This is a genomic window from Kitasatospora sp. CB02891 (genome assembly GCF_002803145.1).
Classification (GTDB): Bacteria; Actinomycetota; Actinomycetes; order Streptomycetales; family Streptomycetaceae; genus Kitasatospora; species Kitasatospora griseola.
The window spans coordinates 175,806-190,395 of sequence record NZ_NNBO01000010.1 but is presented as its reverse complement, the minus strand read 5'-3'; the positions used below and the strand labels follow the sequence as shown (position 1 = coordinate 190,395).

The 14,590-nt window shown below is 72.9% G+C and carries 14 protein-coding genes; 8 read left to right on the top strand and 6 right to left on the bottom strand.

Annotation, left to right across the window (positions count from 1 at the left end; genetic code table 11):
• Genes CG736_RS22715 through CG736_RS22705 form a run of 3 tightly spaced genes read left to right on the top strand, consistent with a single transcriptional unit; the run spans position 1 to position 2,728 of the window.
• Complete coding sequence (locus CG736_RS22715) at positions 1-942, top strand: amino acid ABC transporter permease (protein WP_100588034.1); 942 nt, start codon at positions 1-3, stop codon at positions 940-942.
• Entirely contained in the window at positions 939-1,709 is a 771-nt protein-coding gene (locus CG736_RS22710) for an amino acid ABC transporter ATP-binding protein (protein WP_083462656.1), read from the top strand. The genes CG736_RS22715 and CG736_RS22710 overlap by 4 nt, the downstream gene beginning before the upstream one ends.
• 32 nt (positions 1,710-1,741) lie before the next feature.
• Positions 1,742-2,728: an ABC transporter substrate-binding protein gene (locus CG736_RS22705; protein ID WP_100588033.1), complete on the top strand. Its 987-nt coding sequence runs from the start codon at positions 1,742-1,744 to the stop codon at positions 2,726-2,728.
• A 19-nt stretch (positions 2,729-2,747) separates the two neighbouring features.
• Here the strand turns inward: CG736_RS22705 and CG736_RS22700 are convergent, their stop codons facing one another.
• From CG736_RS22700 to CG736_RS22680, 5 genes are read right to left on the bottom strand one after another with little or no spacing between them, the layout of a single operon-like run.
• Positions 2,748-3,596, bottom strand: a complete 849-nt coding sequence (locus CG736_RS22700; RefSeq protein ID WP_100588032.1) for an STM4011 family radical SAM protein — start codon at positions 3,594-3,596, stop codon at positions 2,748-2,750.
• The gene (locus tag CG736_RS22695; protein ID WP_100588031.1) at positions 3,593-4,915 is read right to left on the bottom strand and encodes an STM4012 family radical SAM protein; all 1,323 of its coding nucleotides are present in this window, start codon (positions 4,913-4,915) and stop codon (positions 3,593-3,595) included. The genes CG736_RS22700 and CG736_RS22695 overlap by 4 nt, the downstream gene beginning before the upstream one ends.
• Positions 4,912-5,733 (bottom strand): STM4013/SEN3800 family hydrolase, encoded by an 822-nt coding sequence (locus CG736_RS22690; RefSeq protein WP_100588117.1) that lies wholly within the window; start codon positions 5,731-5,733, stop codon positions 4,912-4,914. Before CG736_RS22690 ends, CG736_RS22695 begins: the two co-directional genes overlap by 4 nt.
• A 37-nt stretch (positions 5,734-5,770) precedes the next feature.
• Positions 5,771-6,940 carry an STM4014 family protein gene (locus CG736_RS22685; RefSeq protein ID WP_100588030.1) on the bottom strand — a complete coding sequence of 390 codons (1,170 nt, stop codon included), beginning with the start codon at positions 6,938-6,940 and terminating at the stop codon, positions 5,771-5,773.
• A gap of 14 nt (positions 6,941-6,954) precedes the next feature.
• Positions 6,955-7,905, bottom strand: coding sequence for an STM4015 family protein (locus CG736_RS22680; protein ID WP_100588029.1), 951 nt, complete (start codon positions 7,903-7,905; stop codon positions 6,955-6,957).
• Between the two features lie 164 nt (positions 7,906-8,069).
• On the opposite strand from CG736_RS22680, the gene CG736_RS22675 reads away from it, so the two are divergent.
• Positions 8,070-8,396, top strand: coding sequence for a hypothetical protein (locus CG736_RS22675; RefSeq protein ID WP_100588028.1), 327 nt, complete (start codon positions 8,070-8,072; stop codon positions 8,394-8,396).
• 36 nt (positions 8,397-8,432) lie between these two features.
• On the top strand, positions 8,433-9,539 hold the full coding sequence (locus CG736_RS22670; protein WP_100588027.1) for a DUF6745 domain-containing protein: 1,107 nt from the start codon (positions 8,433-8,435) through the stop codon (positions 9,537-9,539).
• 35 nt (positions 9,540-9,574) lie between these two features.
• Here CG736_RS22670 and CG736_RS22665 read toward each other — a convergent pair whose 3' ends face one another.
• Entirely contained in the window at positions 9,575-10,309 is a 735-nt protein-coding gene (locus CG736_RS22665) for a TetR/AcrR family transcriptional regulator (RefSeq protein ID WP_100588026.1), read from the bottom strand.
• Positions 10,310-10,437: 128 nt separating this feature from the next.
• Between CG736_RS22665 and CG736_RS22660 the strand changes: the two genes are divergently transcribed.
• The 3 genes from CG736_RS22660 to CG736_RS22650 all read left to right on the top strand — a co-directional run bounded on the left by CG736_RS22660 (position 10,438) and on the right by CG736_RS22650 (position 14,525).
• Positions 10,438-11,088, top strand: coding sequence for a rhomboid-like protein (locus tag CG736_RS22660; RefSeq protein WP_100588025.1), 651 nt, complete (start codon positions 10,438-10,440; stop codon positions 11,086-11,088).
• Positions 11,089-11,144: 56 nt separating this feature from the next.
• Positions 11,145-12,857, top strand: a complete 1,713-nt coding sequence (locus tag CG736_RS22655) for a DUF885 domain-containing protein (RefSeq protein WP_100588024.1) — start codon at positions 11,145-11,147, stop codon at positions 12,855-12,857.
• Positions 12,858-12,944: 87 nt separating this feature from the next.
• Positions 12,945-14,525, top strand: coding sequence for an MFS transporter (locus tag CG736_RS22650; RefSeq protein WP_100588023.1), 1,581 nt, complete (start codon positions 12,945-12,947; stop codon positions 14,523-14,525).
• The last annotated feature ends 65 nt before the right edge of the window (positions 14,526-14,590 follow it).

Below are 14,590 nucleotides of genomic sequence, written 5' to 3'. Positions count from 1 at the left end.
ATGACCACCACCACCGCCCAACTGCCCCTCCGACCACCCGCCGACACGACGGCCGAGCTGCCGATCGTCCCGCACCGCCGCCCCTGGCGCCTGGTGGCCGGCCTGGCCGCGCTGGTGCTGGTCGCCCAGTTCCTGCACGGGCTGGCCGTCAACCCGGGCTGGGACTGGCCGACCTTCCGCGCCTTCGTGTTCTCCGACAGCATCCTGCGAGCCGTCGGCGTCACCCTCCAACTCACCGCCTACGGCACGGTGCTGGGCTTCGCCCTGGGCGCGGTGATCGCCGCGCTGCGGCTGTCCGGCAGCCCGATCCTGCGCACCATCGCCTGGACGTACGTGTGGGCGTTCCGCTCCATCCCGCTGATCGTCCAGCTGGTGTTCTGGTTCAACCTCGCCTACCTGTACAAGCGGATCGGCTTCGGCATCCCGTTCGGCCCGAGCTTCGTCTCCTTCGGCACCATGGACCTGCTCGGCGCGCTCGGCGCGGCCGTCCTCGGCCTCGCCCTGCACCAGGCCGCGTACGCCGCCGAGATCATCCGCGGCGGGGTGCTCGCAGTGGACGCCGGGCAGCTCGAAGCGGCGGCCGCGCTCGGCATCCCGCGCTTCCGGCAGGCCTGGCGGATCGTGCTGCCGCAGGCCATGCGCGGCATCCTGCCGAACGCCGCCAACGAGGTGATCTCGCTGTTCAAGGGCACCTCGATCGTCTACGTGATGGCGATCGGCGAACTCTTCTACCAGGCGCAGGTGATCTACGGCCGGACCGGCCGGGTGGTGCCGCTGCTGATGGTCGCTACCGCCTGGTACGTGCTGCTGACCACCGTGCTGTCCCTCGTCCAGTACCGGGTCGAGCGGTACTTCGCCCGCGGCAGCGAACGCACCCCGCCGCCCACCCCCTGGCAGCGCCTGCGCGCCGCCGTCACCGAGATCCGGGAGAAGCAGACATGAGCAGCGGCACGGCGATGGTGGAAGTGCGCGGCGTCCACAAGCGGTTCGGGCGGCTGGAGGTGCTGCGCGGCATCGACCTCGACGTCCGGCCCGGCACCGTCACGGTGGTGCTCGGCCCGTCCGGCTCCGGGAAGTCCACCCTGCTGCGGGCGGTCAACCACCTGGAGAAGCTGGACCGGGGGTACGTCCGGGTGGACGGCGAACTGATCGGCTACCGGCGGGTCGGCGACAAGCTGCGCGAACTGCCCGAACGCGAGGTGCTCAAGCAGCGCACCCGGCTCGGCTTCGTGTTCCAGAACTTCCACCTGTTCCCGCACCTGACGGTGCTGGAGAACCTGGTCGAGGCACCCGTCGGCGCGCTCGGCGTCCCTCGCGAGCAGGCCCGCGCCCGGGCCCGCGAACTGCTGACCCGGGTCGGCCTCGCCGACAAGGCGGACGAGTACCCGCGCCGGCTCTCCGGCGGCCAGCAGCAGCGGGTCGCGATCGCCCGGGCGCTCGCCCTGGAACCCAAGGTGCTGCTGTTCGACGAGCCGACCTCGGCGCTCGACCCGGAACTCGTCGGCGAGGTCCTCGACGTCATCAAGGACCTGGCCCGCACCGGCACCACCATGATCGTGGTCACCCACGAGATCGGCTTCGCCCGCGAGGTGGCCGACACGGTGGTGTTCATGGACGGCGGAGTGGTCGTCGAACAGGGCCCGCCCGCCCAGGTGCTGGACGCCCCGCAGCACGAGCGCACCCGCGCCTTCCTCGCCAAGGTCCTCTGAACAACACCGCCCACTCGTAAGGAGTCGTCCCCATGTCCGCCGTGATCCGCCGCACCGCCGCCCCGGCCGCCCTGGCGCTCGCCGCCGTCCTGCTGCTCACCGCCTGCGGCTCCGGCGGCACCGCCGCCGCCGACCTGGGCGGGACCGGTGCGGGCACCGCGCCCAACGGCGTCAAGGTCAACCTGACGCCGGAGCAGCACCGCGTCACCACGCCCAAGGTCGACGCCGTCGCCGCACTGGTGCCCGAGGAGATCCGCCGAAGAGGCACCCTGCAAGTGGTGGACAACCTCGGCACCGTCCCGCCGCTGGACTTCCACGCCACCGACGACCGCACCATCATCGGCGCCGAACCCGATCTGGCGTACCTGATCGGCAACGTCCTCGGCCTGAAGGTCGAACTCACGCCGGTCTCCTGGGAGAACGTCTTCGTCGGCCTGGACAGCGGCAAGTTCGACGTCGGCATCACCAACATCACCGTCACCGAGGCCCGCAAGGAGAAGTACGACTTCGCCACCTACCGGCTCGACATCCTCGGCTTCGAGGCCAGGAAGGGCGGCGGCTGGAAGGTCAAGGGCCCGGCCGACGTCGCCGGGCACACCATCGGCGTCGCCTCCGGCACCAACCAGGAGAAGCTGCTGCTCGACTGGAACGAGCAGAACGTCAAGGCCGGGCTCAAGCCGGTGGACGTGAAGTACTACCAGAACTCCTCCGACTACTACCTGGCCCTCGCCTCCGGCCGGATCGACGCCTGGCTCGGCCCCAACCCGTCCGGCGCCTTCCACGCCGCGCAGAGCGGCGAGACCGAGATCATCGGCACCTACTCGGGCGCCGGCGACCAGGTTCTCGGCAAGATCGCCGCCACCACCAGGAAGGACAACGGCCTGATCAGGGCGCTCGGCGGAGCCATCGACGAGCTGATCAGGAACGGCTCCTACACCGAGGTGCTGAAGCGCTGGGGACTGGACAACGAGGCCGTGCAGAGCTCCGAGATCAACCCGCCCGGCCTGCCGAAGAACTGACCGCCCGGGCGGGGTGCGGTCACCACCGGTGCGGAACGCGTTCCAGCACCCCGCCCGCGAACACGTCGTACAGCGGCAGCGACTCCAGGTGCACATAGCCGATGTGGCAGTCGCACTCGCCCAACGGGCAGCCCCGGGGCCGCAGTTGGCTCCGGTAGGAGTCGTCGTACAGGTTGCCCAGCGGCGGCCGGACGAAGTGGCAGCGGCGCACCGTGCCGTCCCCGTCCACCGACACCACGCTCTCCCCGGTGCGGCACGGCAGGCCCGCGCTGCGGTGCGGGCGGCGGCTGTAGCCGAACAGCGGGTCCAGCTCCGTCCAGTCGGCCGCCTCCGCGTCGTCGTAGCTGTGCCCGTCCGCCGCGTTCACCCACAGGTAGACGGACGGCGGCAGGGCCGCCCGCAGCCGGCGGGCGTCCGCCAGGTGCTCCGGCTGCCCGACCACGCCGACGCTGAACCGCACGCCCAGCGCCGTCAGCTCGGCGCACTTGGCGAGGAACCGCTGCTCCGTCACCTGGCCCGGGTGGTACGTCACCCAGAGCGCCAGCTTCGACAGGTCCGCCTCGGCCAGCCAGCCGGTCCGGCAGCTCGCGTTGGTCTGGATCGCCACCCGCTCCAGGTGCGGCAGCCGGCTCAGCTCCACCATCGCCCGCCGGTACCAGGACCGCACCAGGCCCTCGCCCCACGGCGTGAACAGCACGGACAGGCGGCCGTGTTCGTATCCGGAGGCCCAGGCGGTGAACCGCTCCAGCGCGGCCCGGTCGGTGCGCAGCAGCTCCGGGGTGTCCCGCCGCTTGGCGAACGGGCAGTACGGGCAGTCGTAGTCGCAGGAGGACAGCGGGCCCCGGTACAGGACGGTCAGGGTGCTCATTTCGGCGCGTACCCCGCCATCCGCTCGCGCACCCCGGCGGAGAACAGCCGCGGGCCGATCGCGTCCGACCAGGCCAGGCCCTCCGGGGTGAGCAGCAGGCGGTCCCCGTCCTCGGCCAGCCAGCCGTTGGCGGCGAACCCGGCCAGCTCGGCCGGGAAGTCCTGCCCGGGCGTGCTGCCGAAACGCCCCCGGTAGGCCGCCAGGTCGACGCCCTCGCCCTGCAGCAGCGACTGCACCAGGTGGCGGCGGCGGGTCTCCTCGTCCGTCATCTCCCAGCCCAGCTCGGCCCGGGAGAAGTCCGGGGCGGCGACGTAGTCGTCGATGATCCGGCGCACCTCGCGGGCGTCCACCGCGTAGTCGAACGAGTAGTGCAGCTTCGAGGTGTACGAGCGGGCCCCGCAGCCCAGGCCCACCATGCCGTCGGTCTGGCAGGCGTACTCGCCGGCGCTCGCGCTCGCCGCGCCGGCCCGGCGGAACATCCGCATCGACACCTGCTCGTACCCGTGCGCCAGCAGGTGGTCCCGGCCGGCCCGGTACAGCGTGAGGCGCTGCGCGTCCCATTCGGGGGAGGCCGCGTTGTCGGCGTGGCGGCCGAGACCGGTCAGCGGGCGGACGTACAGCGGGTACAGGTACAGCTCCTCGGGCTGCCAACCCAGCGCCGCGTCCAGGGACGTGATCCAGCTGGCGGGCGTCTGGCCGTCGATCCCGTAGATCAGGTCGATGTTCAGCACCGGGAAACCGGCGTCCCGGACCCGGCCCAGCGCCGCCTCCACCGCGGCCCGCTTCTGCGGCCGGACCGCCGACCTCGCCTCCTCGTCCAGGAACGACTGCACGCCCAGGCTCAGCCGGGTGGTGCCGCGCTCGGCCAGGACCTGGAGGCGGTCCGCGGTGGCGGTGTCGGGGGAGGCCTCGACGGAGAGCGGGATGCCGCGCAGATCCGCGCCCATCCGGTGCTCGGCGATGTCGCAGAGGCGCTCCAGCTCGGCCGCCGTCAGATAGGTCGGCGTGCCGCCGCCGAACGCCGCGAGCGCGAACCCGGCGGTGCCGGAGAGCGCGTCCCGGACCTGGCCGGCCTGGCGCTCCAACGCGTCCAGGTACGCCGTGGTCAGGCCCTCCGGGCTGCCGATCCGGGTGAACAGGTTGCAGAAGCCGCAGCGCACCTCGCAGAACGGGATGTGCAGGTACAGCGAGAGGGCGTCCTGCTTCTCGTCGCGCCACAGCTCGGCCAGCGACGGGCGGTCCGGCAGCGGGCGGTACGCCGTCTTGTGCGGGTACGCGTAGACGTACGACTGGTACGGGGACTCGGGGGTGGTCGTCATCGGGGTTCCTGGGAGGTGGCCGGGAGGGTGAAGTGCGCGTAGGGCACCGTCCAGACCACCTCGTGGCCGATCCGGTGACCGGTGTAGCCGTCCTCGCCGTACGCCGTGCCGTGGTCCGAGCAGACGATCGCGAAACACGGCCGACGCGCGGACATCACCGCGAACAGCCGCCCGAGATGCGCGTCCACGTACTCCAGCGCGGCGGCGTGGCTGGCCCGGGAGTCGCCGTCCTCGCGGGTCGCGCCCGGCAGGTGGAACCAGTTCGGCTGGTGCAGCGCCGAGACGTTGACGAACAGGAACAGCGGCTGATCGGACGGCTGCTCGGCGGCGACCCGCTCGGCCACCGCCACCTGCGACTCGAAGGAGGTCGGGGACGGGACGCCCAACTCCGGTGCCCAGTGGCTCTCCTGGAACAGTCCGGGCAGGACGGAGCCCAGCGGGCCCTGCTTGTTGAAGAAGCCGACGCCGCCGATGCAGACCGTGCGGTACCCGGCCGCGGCGAGCGCCGTCGGCAGATCCGGCGCGTCGAACACCCAGGTCCGGGACTCGGTCGACTCGGAGCCGGCGAAACGCGCCGCGAACAGGCGCGGGTGCGGGCCGTCGGGCGAGGCCGGCGTGGGCAGGAACCCGGCCAGGATCGCCTGGTGGGCGGCGTACGTGAAGCTGCCCGGGGAGTGGCGGCGCTCCCACCCGCCGTTCGGGATCACCCGGGCGAGGTGGGGGAGGCGGCCGGCGGCGAGGAGCTCCTCGGCGACGTCGAAGCGGAGGGTGTCGAGGGTGAGGAGGAGGAGATCGTGGGTGCCGACGATCTCGTTCATGTTCGGTATGTCGTGGTGCACGGGGGTTCCTTCGGGGTTACGCCGCCGGGGCGTCGACTGGCCGGGGCTGCCCTTGCGCCGCGCGCGGGTGCGGGGCGGGGGCTGCCGCTGTGCTCCGGTGGAGGGCGTTCAGGTATTTCGGTGAAGCCAGTTGGGCCGCATAGGTGTCCAGGCCCGGGGCCGGGCCGTCCGGCAGGCCCGGGAGGTTGGGGAGCAGGTCGCCGAAGGCGTTGACCTCGCCGACCAGGGTGCGGCGCCAGTGGGAGGAGGGGAGGAGGTCGACGCCGACCATGGGGGCCTGCGGGAAGCGGGCGGCGGCGGCTTCCGCGGTGGCGAGCAGGGCGGGCCAGGTGTCGCCGGCGGCGGCGCGGGCGGCGGAGAGCTCGCCGCGGGCGCCGCCGAGGTGGAGGTTGGTCATCGGGTGGCGGCTGGTGCGGACCACCACGTGGGTGGCGCGGCCGCCGACCACCAGGACGCGCAGGTCCGCGGCGCGGCCGTGCTGGCCGGACTTGGGGACCCACTGCTCGACGTGGAGGCCCTCCGGGGTGAGCCGGTCGACCAGGGCGGCGACCTCGGTCGCGCCGCGGTAGCGCCGGACGGTCAGCGAGTTGTGCAGGCCGTCCGGGGTGACCTCCACGGAGGTGGTGGCCTGGACCCGGCCGCGCGGGCCGAACTCCAGGGCCACCACGCCCGAGGCGGAGGAGCCGTGCACCGGCTTGAGGAAGGCCCGGCGCATCCCGGCGGAGGCCATCCGTTCACGCAACTCCTCGAAGGAGTGCGGGAGTTCGCCGGGCAGCGCGCGGGGCACCGGCACCCCTGCGGCGGACAGCGCCGCGTGGGTGCGGCGCTTGTCGAACATCACCGCTATCTCCTCCGGGTCGCCGAGCAGCCGCACCCCGGGCCGGGCGGCCAGCTCGCGCAGGGCGGCGGTGACGCCCGCGTACCAGGCCGGGCCGCCCTCGACCCGGGTGGCGGCGTAGCCCGCGCCCAGGGCGGCGCCGCGCAGCAGCCGGTCGGCCTCCGGGTCCTCACCGGGCGAGTCGACCCGGACCACCGCGCCGGGCGGCAGCTCGTACCGCCCGCGCAGCACCGCGGACCAGGGCAGCACGGCGGGCTCCGGCAGCCCCGCGGCGCGGGCCGCGGCGGCGAACAGGGTGACTCTCCGGTGGCCCGGGCAACCCAGAACGACCAGCTGTGGCGGCGTCAACGCAGGACCTCCGGCTACTCGGAGACGGCGACGTAGCGCCAGTTGTCGTTCGGGTCCTCGGCGTCGGAGAGGTCGATCTCGACGCCGGGCAGGGCGTCCCGCAGGCGCTTCTGCATGCCCTCGGTGAGGTAGTGGTGGTGCAGGTCCAGCGTCTTCAGGTGGGTGAGCGGCTGGCCCTCCAGCAGCGCCGCCGCGCCCTCGTCGGTGAGCGCGCCCATGGACAGCGACAGTCCGGTCAGCCGGGGAACCACCGGGGCGTGGGCGACCTCGGCGGCGATCCGGTCCTGCTGCTCGGCGTTCTGCAGGCCCAGGTACTTCAGCGAGGGCAGGTTGGCGCCGGACAGGAACGGGCCGAGGTCCGCCATCGTCCAGTCGCCGCCGTAGTTGTCGACGCCGAGCCACAGCTCCAGCTTCTCCAGCGCGGGGAAGTCGCAGGCGGCGACCGAGCGGACCACCACGCCCGGCAGGCCGCCGGCCTCGAACCGCAGCGACTTCAGCTTCTCGTGCCGCAGCGGCTTCAGGGAGAGCCGGTCGTTGCCGTCGTAGTCCTCGCCGGCGCCGCGCATCACCAGCTCCTCCAGCAGCGGGAAGGTCTCCAGGACCGGCGTGATGTCGCAGGTCTGGATCCAGGAGATCTCGCACTCCTCCATGACGATGTCGCCGATGAACAGCGCCCGCAGTGCCGGGAACCGGGCGGCGGACGCGAGCACCACCGGCAGCGCCTCGGACAGCGACTCCGGCTCCTCGGAGAACCAGCGGCCGATCACCACCGCGGTGACCTCCTCCACCGCGACGGTCTCCAGGAACTTCGCCCAGTACTCGGCGAAGGCGGTGTCGTCGTCCCAGTCCACCCAGATCTTCCAGGCGGTGGCCGCCGCCGCGGGCAACTTCCCCTCCTCGGAGGCCTTGAGGAAGTCGGTGACCGGAAGGCCGTGGAACTCCTCGATGTGCTGATTGATGGTCATGCGCCGCTCCTCGCTGCTCGTCGTGGGGCCGGACCCTGTCTACCAGCCGCCCCCGACGTTCACCCGCACGGGGAATTGTTCGGGCGTGGTGTTGTCGGTGGGGCCGCCTAGGTTTCCGGTCGGGACGTCCGGCGCCCGGCCGGACCCGACCGCGGGAGGACTCCGTGTACCGCCAGGGAGACGTACTGATCGTGCCGGTCGAGCAGGGCGCGGTCCCGGCCGCGGTGGCCCACCTGCCGCGCCAGCCGCGGGACGGCCGCGGCCGGCTGGTGCTGGCCCTCGGCGAAGTCACCGGCCACGCCCACGCGGTGGTCGGCCCCGGCGAACTGCTGCGCGAGTCCGGCCCGTTCGGCCGCGCCTGGCTGCACCTGCCGGAGGGCGGCAAGGTCGTGCACGAGGAGCACGCGGCGATCGCCCTGCCCACCGGCTGGTTCCGGGTGGTCCGCCAGCGCGAGTACGTGCCCGGCGCGGTCCGGATCGTCGCGGACTGAGCCCGGCCGCCCCGTAAGAGACAGAGGACAGAACTGATGAGCACGCAGCTGACCGGCCGTCCGGCCGACGCCTCGGTGGCGCACTGGCGGGCGGTCGCCGCCGCCACCGGCCCCGCCGACCGGGCCACCGCCGAACAGGCCGTCCGAACCGCCTACCGGGCCGCCGGGCTGGCCGAGCCCACCGACTTCCGCTGGTACCCCTCGCCGCTCGCCGCCGTCACCGAACTGCTCGACCACCGCGAGGAGTTCGGCCGGTCCGTGCGCGAGCAGGTGCGCACCGCCGCCTGGGAGCGGGCCCGCACCGCCGCGTTCACCGCGCTCGGCCCGATCGGCTGGGCCGAGCTGTGGGGCGCGACCGGCGCCGAACTCGCCGCCACCGCCGCACTGCCCGCCGAACGCGTCCGCGCCGCGCTGCTCGACCACTTCGCGCCCGAACCCGAGCCGCTCGGCTGGGAGGAGTCCCGCCTCCCCGCGAACAAGGAACTCCGCCGGGTCGCCGGCGAGACCCGCGCCAAGGTCCGCCTCACCGTGCTGGACGCGGTCGCCGGCCAGCACGACGCCGCCTGGTTCGCGGCCTTCGACACCGCCGGCACCGGCGACGAGACGCTCGCTGCGCTGGCCGGCGTGGCCCGACAGACCGGCTGGTGGTGGCCGTTCGAGAACACCGTGCTGCTCAGCGAACGCCCCGTCGCCCTGCACCGCGACGAGGCGGGCCGCCTCGACCGCGCCGACGGCCCCGCGCTCGCCTACGCCGACGGTTTCGCGTTGTACGCCTGGCGCGGCATGCCCGTCCCCGCGAACTTCCTCGACCGGCTGACCGACCTCACCGTGGAACGCATCCGCACCGAGGAGAACGCCGAACTGCGGCGCGTCATGCTGGAGCACTTCGGCTACGAGAGGTACCTGGCGGAGAGCGGCGCGGAACCGCTGCACCGCGACGCGACCGGCGTCCTGTGGCGGATCCAACTCCCGGACGACGAATCGGTGGTGATGGTCGAGGTGGTCAACTCCACCGCCGAACCGGACGGCACCTTCCGCACCTACTACCTGCGCGTCCCGCCGCACATCCGCACCGCGAGGGCGGGCGTGGCCTGGACGTTCGGGGTCGAGGAGGACGAGTACCGCCCCCAGCGGGAGACCTGAGCACCCGCAGGAGTTGCACCACCGGGGGCGCGTCCTCACATGCCTATGTCCCGAAGGCGGGACACCAGCACCCCCGCAGGGCTCTCGTCCGTCTCCAACTGGAGCCAGCGGTGGAGGACCTCCGCCGTCTGGTCGTCGCGGACGGCCGTCGCCGCGGCCATCACCACGAACTGGTCGACCAGCCACTCGCAGAGGGAGTCGACCGGGATCTGGCGGCCCTCGTCGAGCCAACTGATCGCGGAGGCCTCCACCACGGAGATCCAGGAGCGGACCAGCAGGGTGAGCCGGGGGCCGGCCTCGCGGACGCCCAGGTGGCGCAGGGTGCGCCGAATCGCGGCGCGGCGGACGTCGTCGACGATCGCCGAGGTGCGGGCGGTCTCCACGACGGAGCCGCCGCGCAGCAGCGCGCCGTAGCCGGCGGCGTGTTCGTCGACGAAGTCGAAGTAGCGGTGGAGGACCGCGCCGAGCTGTTCGGTGGGGGTGCCGGTGAAGGCGGCGACCGTGAAACGGGTGGTGAGCTCGGAGGCGGCGCTGCGCAGGGCGGCCTCGTACAGCTGCTGCTTGCCGCCGGCGAAGTAGCGGTAGACGAGCGGACGGGACGCGCCGGCGGCCTCCGCGACGTCGTCGAGCGAGACGTCCTCGGGCGGTCGGGCGGCGAACAGTTCGAGGGCGACGGCGATCAGTTGTTCGCGCCGCTGCTGGACGGGCAGGCGGCGGTAGCCGGTGCGCCGGGGGCGCTCCGCCGCGGCGGGGGAGGGGGTCGCTGCCATGGGTGTCAGGGTAATCGCCGGGCGGGTCCGCGCTCTGCGGGCAGGTCCGGCGGGTCCTTGCCGGGCGACGGCCGTCGTCGACCGCAGACTGTGACCAGGTGTCGGCGGAGTGCGACGAGGAGCGGCCGGTGCGGTGGGTACGGGCGGTCGGGCGGTGGATCGGGAAGTCGCCGGGGACGTACGTGTGGTTGCTGCTGCTCGCGGTCACCAGCTTCGTGGTGGCCCGGAAGGACCCGGCCGCGCTGCACTTCTTCCTGCAGAAGCGCTCCACCAACATCGACCAGCTGAACGCGCATCCGGTGCACGCGCTGCTGGCCAGCCTGATCTGGACCGAACAGGCGAACTTCCTGTTCTACTTCGTGATGTTCCACCTCTTCCACGTCCCGGCCGAGCGCTGGCTCGGCACCGGGCGCTGGCTGACGGTGGCGCTGACCGCGCACGTGCTGGCGACGTACATCAGCCAGGGGGTGGTGGCCTGGGGCGTGCACCACCAGGTGCTGCCGATGAGGATGGCGCGCACCGTGGACGTCGGGGTGTCGTACGCGCTGGCCGGTGTGGAGGGCGTGCTGACGTGGGGCCTGGCGGGCGTCTGGCGGTGGGTGTACGGGTGCGGGCTGGTGGTGTTCTACCTGGTGCCGCTGTTCACCTCGCGCACGTTCACCGATCTGGGGCACTTCTGCGCGGTGCTGATCGGCCTGGCGTTCCGTCCGATCACCCGCGGCCGGCCGGTCTGGGACCCGGGGCGCACGCTGCGCCGGTTGCGAGCTGGACACAGTTGACGGGGTCACTTCCAGATTGGGGTTGAATTCGCCCGGCGCTGCGACAGGATGGCCGGATGGCTCATGAACTGAACGATCGTCACATCGGCGGCCCCACCCCGCGCCGCATCGCCGACTCCTATGTCCACGCCCTCGCCGACCTCGACCCGCTGACCGCGGTCTACCTCGGCCTCAACCCGGAGGACGACCGGCTGACCGACCTGTCCCCGGTGGGCACCGGCGCCCTCGCCGACCTGGCCCGCCGCACCCTCGCCGAACTGGACGCGCTGGAGGCGTCCGGCCCGGTCGAGGACGAGGCGGAGCGCCGCTGCGCCCGACTGCTGCGCGAGCGGCTGACCGCGGAGCTCGCGGTGCACGACGCGGGCGAGGAGTTCCGGACGGTCCGCAACCTGGGCTCGCCGGTGCACAACACCCGCGAGATGTTCACCCTGCTGCCCACCGACACCGACCAGGACTGGCAGCGGCTGGAGCGCCGGCTGGCCCGCTTCCCGGAGGCGATGGCCCAGTACCGGCAGACCCTGGAGGAGGGGCTGCGGCGCGGCCTGTTCTCGGCGCCGCGCCAGGTGGACACCGTGGTCGGCCAGTTCGGCGAGTGGATCGAGTCCGAGCGGCCCGGCGGCTGGTTCGGCGACCTGGTCGCCCCCGCGCCCGAGCACCTGCGGGAGCAGCTGACCGCCACCGCGGTCGCGGCCACCGCGTCGCTCACCGAGCTGCGCGACTGGATGCGCGACGTGTACGGCCCGGCAACCCAGGGCACCCCCGACGCGGTGGGCCGCGAGCGCTACACCCGCTGGGTGCGGTACTGGACCGGCGCCGACCTGGACCTGGACGAGGCGTACCGCTGGGCGTGGGAGCAGTTCCACGACCTGGACGCGCAGATGCGGGTCGAGGCGGAGAAGGTGCGCCCCGGGGCCACCCCGATGCAGGCGATGAAGTGGCTGGAGACCGACGGTCCGGCGATCCGCGGCGAGCAGGAGGTGCAGGAGTACCTGCAGGGCCTGATGGACCGGGCGATCAACGACCTGCAGGGCGTGCACTTCGACCTGGCCGACCCGCTGCTGAAGGTGGAGTCGCGGATCGCCCCGCCCGGCAGCGCCGCCGCCCCGTACTACACCCAGCCGTCGCTGGACTTCTCCCGTCCCGGCCGGACCTGGCTGCCCACCCTGGGCCGGGAGGCGTTCCCGGAGTGGGACCTGGTCTCCACCTGGTACCACGAGGGCGTTCCCGGCCACCACCTGCAGCTCGCGCAGTGGACGTACATGGCGGACCGGCTGTCCACCTACCAGGTCACCCTGGGCGGCGTCAGCGCCAACATGGAGGGCTGGGCGCTGTACGCCGAGCGCCTGATGGACGAGCTGGGCCACCTCACCGACCCGGGCCACCGCCTGGGCTACCTGAACGCGCAGATGATGCGGGCGCTGCGGGTGATCGTGGACATCGGCATGCACGCCGAGCTGGAGTTCCCGGCCGACTCGCCGTTCGCCGCCGGCGAGCCGATGCTGCCGGAGCGCGCCCGCGAGTTCTTCGGCGCGTACTGCGGCCTGTCCGCCGAGTTCCTGGACAGCGAGCTGGTCCGCTACCTGGGCCTGCCCGGCCAGGCGATCGGCTACAAGCTCGGCGAGCGGGCCTGGCTGAGCGGCCGGTCCGCGGCCCGGGCGGCGGCCGCGGCGCGCGGCGAGGAGTTCGACCTGAAGGCGTGGCACATGGCGGCGCTGTCGCAGGGCTCGCTGGGCCTGGACGACCTGGTGACGGAGCTGAGCGCGCTGTAACCGAGGGAGTGTCCCGGGTGGCCGATGCGGCCGGGCACCCGGGTCCTCGTCCCAAATCGTGACAAAAGAACACAGACCGCCTTGCCGATGATCGGATCGAGCGTTTGGCTGGAGAGAGCGCCGTGCGCGCGCCCCAGGCCCATTCCCGATTCGGCGGAAGGCGGTCCTCCGGTGACCTCCCAGCACGCCCCCGACACCCAGCAGGCCGATCCGCGCCGCTGGTGGGCCCTGGCGGTCATCGCCATCGCCCAGCTGATGATCGTCCTGGACGCGACGATCGTGAACATCGCCCTCCCGTCCGCGCAGCACGACCTGGGCATCTCCAACGCCAACCGGCAGTGGGTGATCACCGCCTACACGCTGGCCTTCGGCGGCCTGCTGCTGCTCGGCGGCCGGATCGGCGACCTCTTCGGACGCAAACGCACCTTCATCATCGGCCTGCTCGGCTTCGCCGCGGCGTCCTGCCTCGGCGGCTTCGCCGTCAGCGGCGGCATGCTGTTCGCGGCCCGCGCCCTGCAGGGCAGCTTCGGTGCGCTGCTCGCCCCGTCCGCGCTGTCGCTGCTGTCGATCACCTTCCGCGACGTGCGCGAACGGGCCACCGCGTTCGGCGTCTTCGGCGCCCTGGCCGGCGGCGGCGCGGCGATCGGCCTGATCACCGGCGGCCTGCTCACCGAGTACCTCAGCTGGCGCTGGTGCCTGTACGTCAACGGCCCGATCGCCGCGGCCACCGCGCTCGCCGCCTACTACCTGCTGCGCCGCGACCACATCGACCGCTCCCACCGGGTCCGGCTGGACCTGCCCGGCGCGGTGCTCGGCTGCGGCGGCCTGCTGCTGATCGTCTACGGCACCTCCGAGGCCGTCGACCGCGGCTGGGGCGACTGGCTGGTGCTCACCTCGCTCTGCGTCGGCGCCGCCCTGCTCGCCGTGTTCGCCCTGGTCGAGCGGCGCACCCCGCACGCGCTGCTGCCGATGCACCTGATCCGCGACCGCAACCGGGCCGGCAGCGCGCTCTCGGTCGGCCTCGCCGTGATCGCCATGTACGGGCTGTTCCTGTTCCTGACGTACTACATGCAGGTCGTCAAGGGCTACTCGCCGATCCGGGCCGGCGTCTCGTTCCTGCCGATGACCGGTGCGATCATCCTCAGCTCGGCCGGCATCGGCTCCCGCCTGATGACCCGCATCCCCACCCGCGCCCTGATCGTCCCCGGACTGCTGATCGGCGCGGGCGGCATGGCCTGGCTCACCCAGCTCCGGGTGGACAGCCCGTACCTCGGCCTGGTGCTGCCCGCCGAACTGCTGCTCGGCATCGGCCTCGGGCTGGTCTTCATGCCCGCCATCAACCTGTCCACCCTCGGCGTCGCCCCGGAGGAGACCGGCGCCGCCTCCGCCATCATCAACAGCGCCCAGCAGGTCGGCGGTTCGATCGGCACCGCGCTGCTCAACACCATCGCCGCCAGCGTCACCGCCACGTATCTGGCCACCCGCAACCCGACCGACCCACTGGTCCAGGCCCAGGGCGCGGTGCACGGCTACGCGGTCGCCACCGCCGTCGCGATGGGCATCCTGCTGCTGGCCGCCGTGGTCGCGTTCGTGATGATCACCCACCGCCCCGCCCCGGGCGAGGCCAGGGGCCGGGCCGACCGGAGCGAGGCCAGAGCGGTGGCATGACCCGATCGGCGCGGTGCCGCCGTCCCCGCGTCCGCCCCCCGGCATGAGACCCTGCTGTCCGCCAC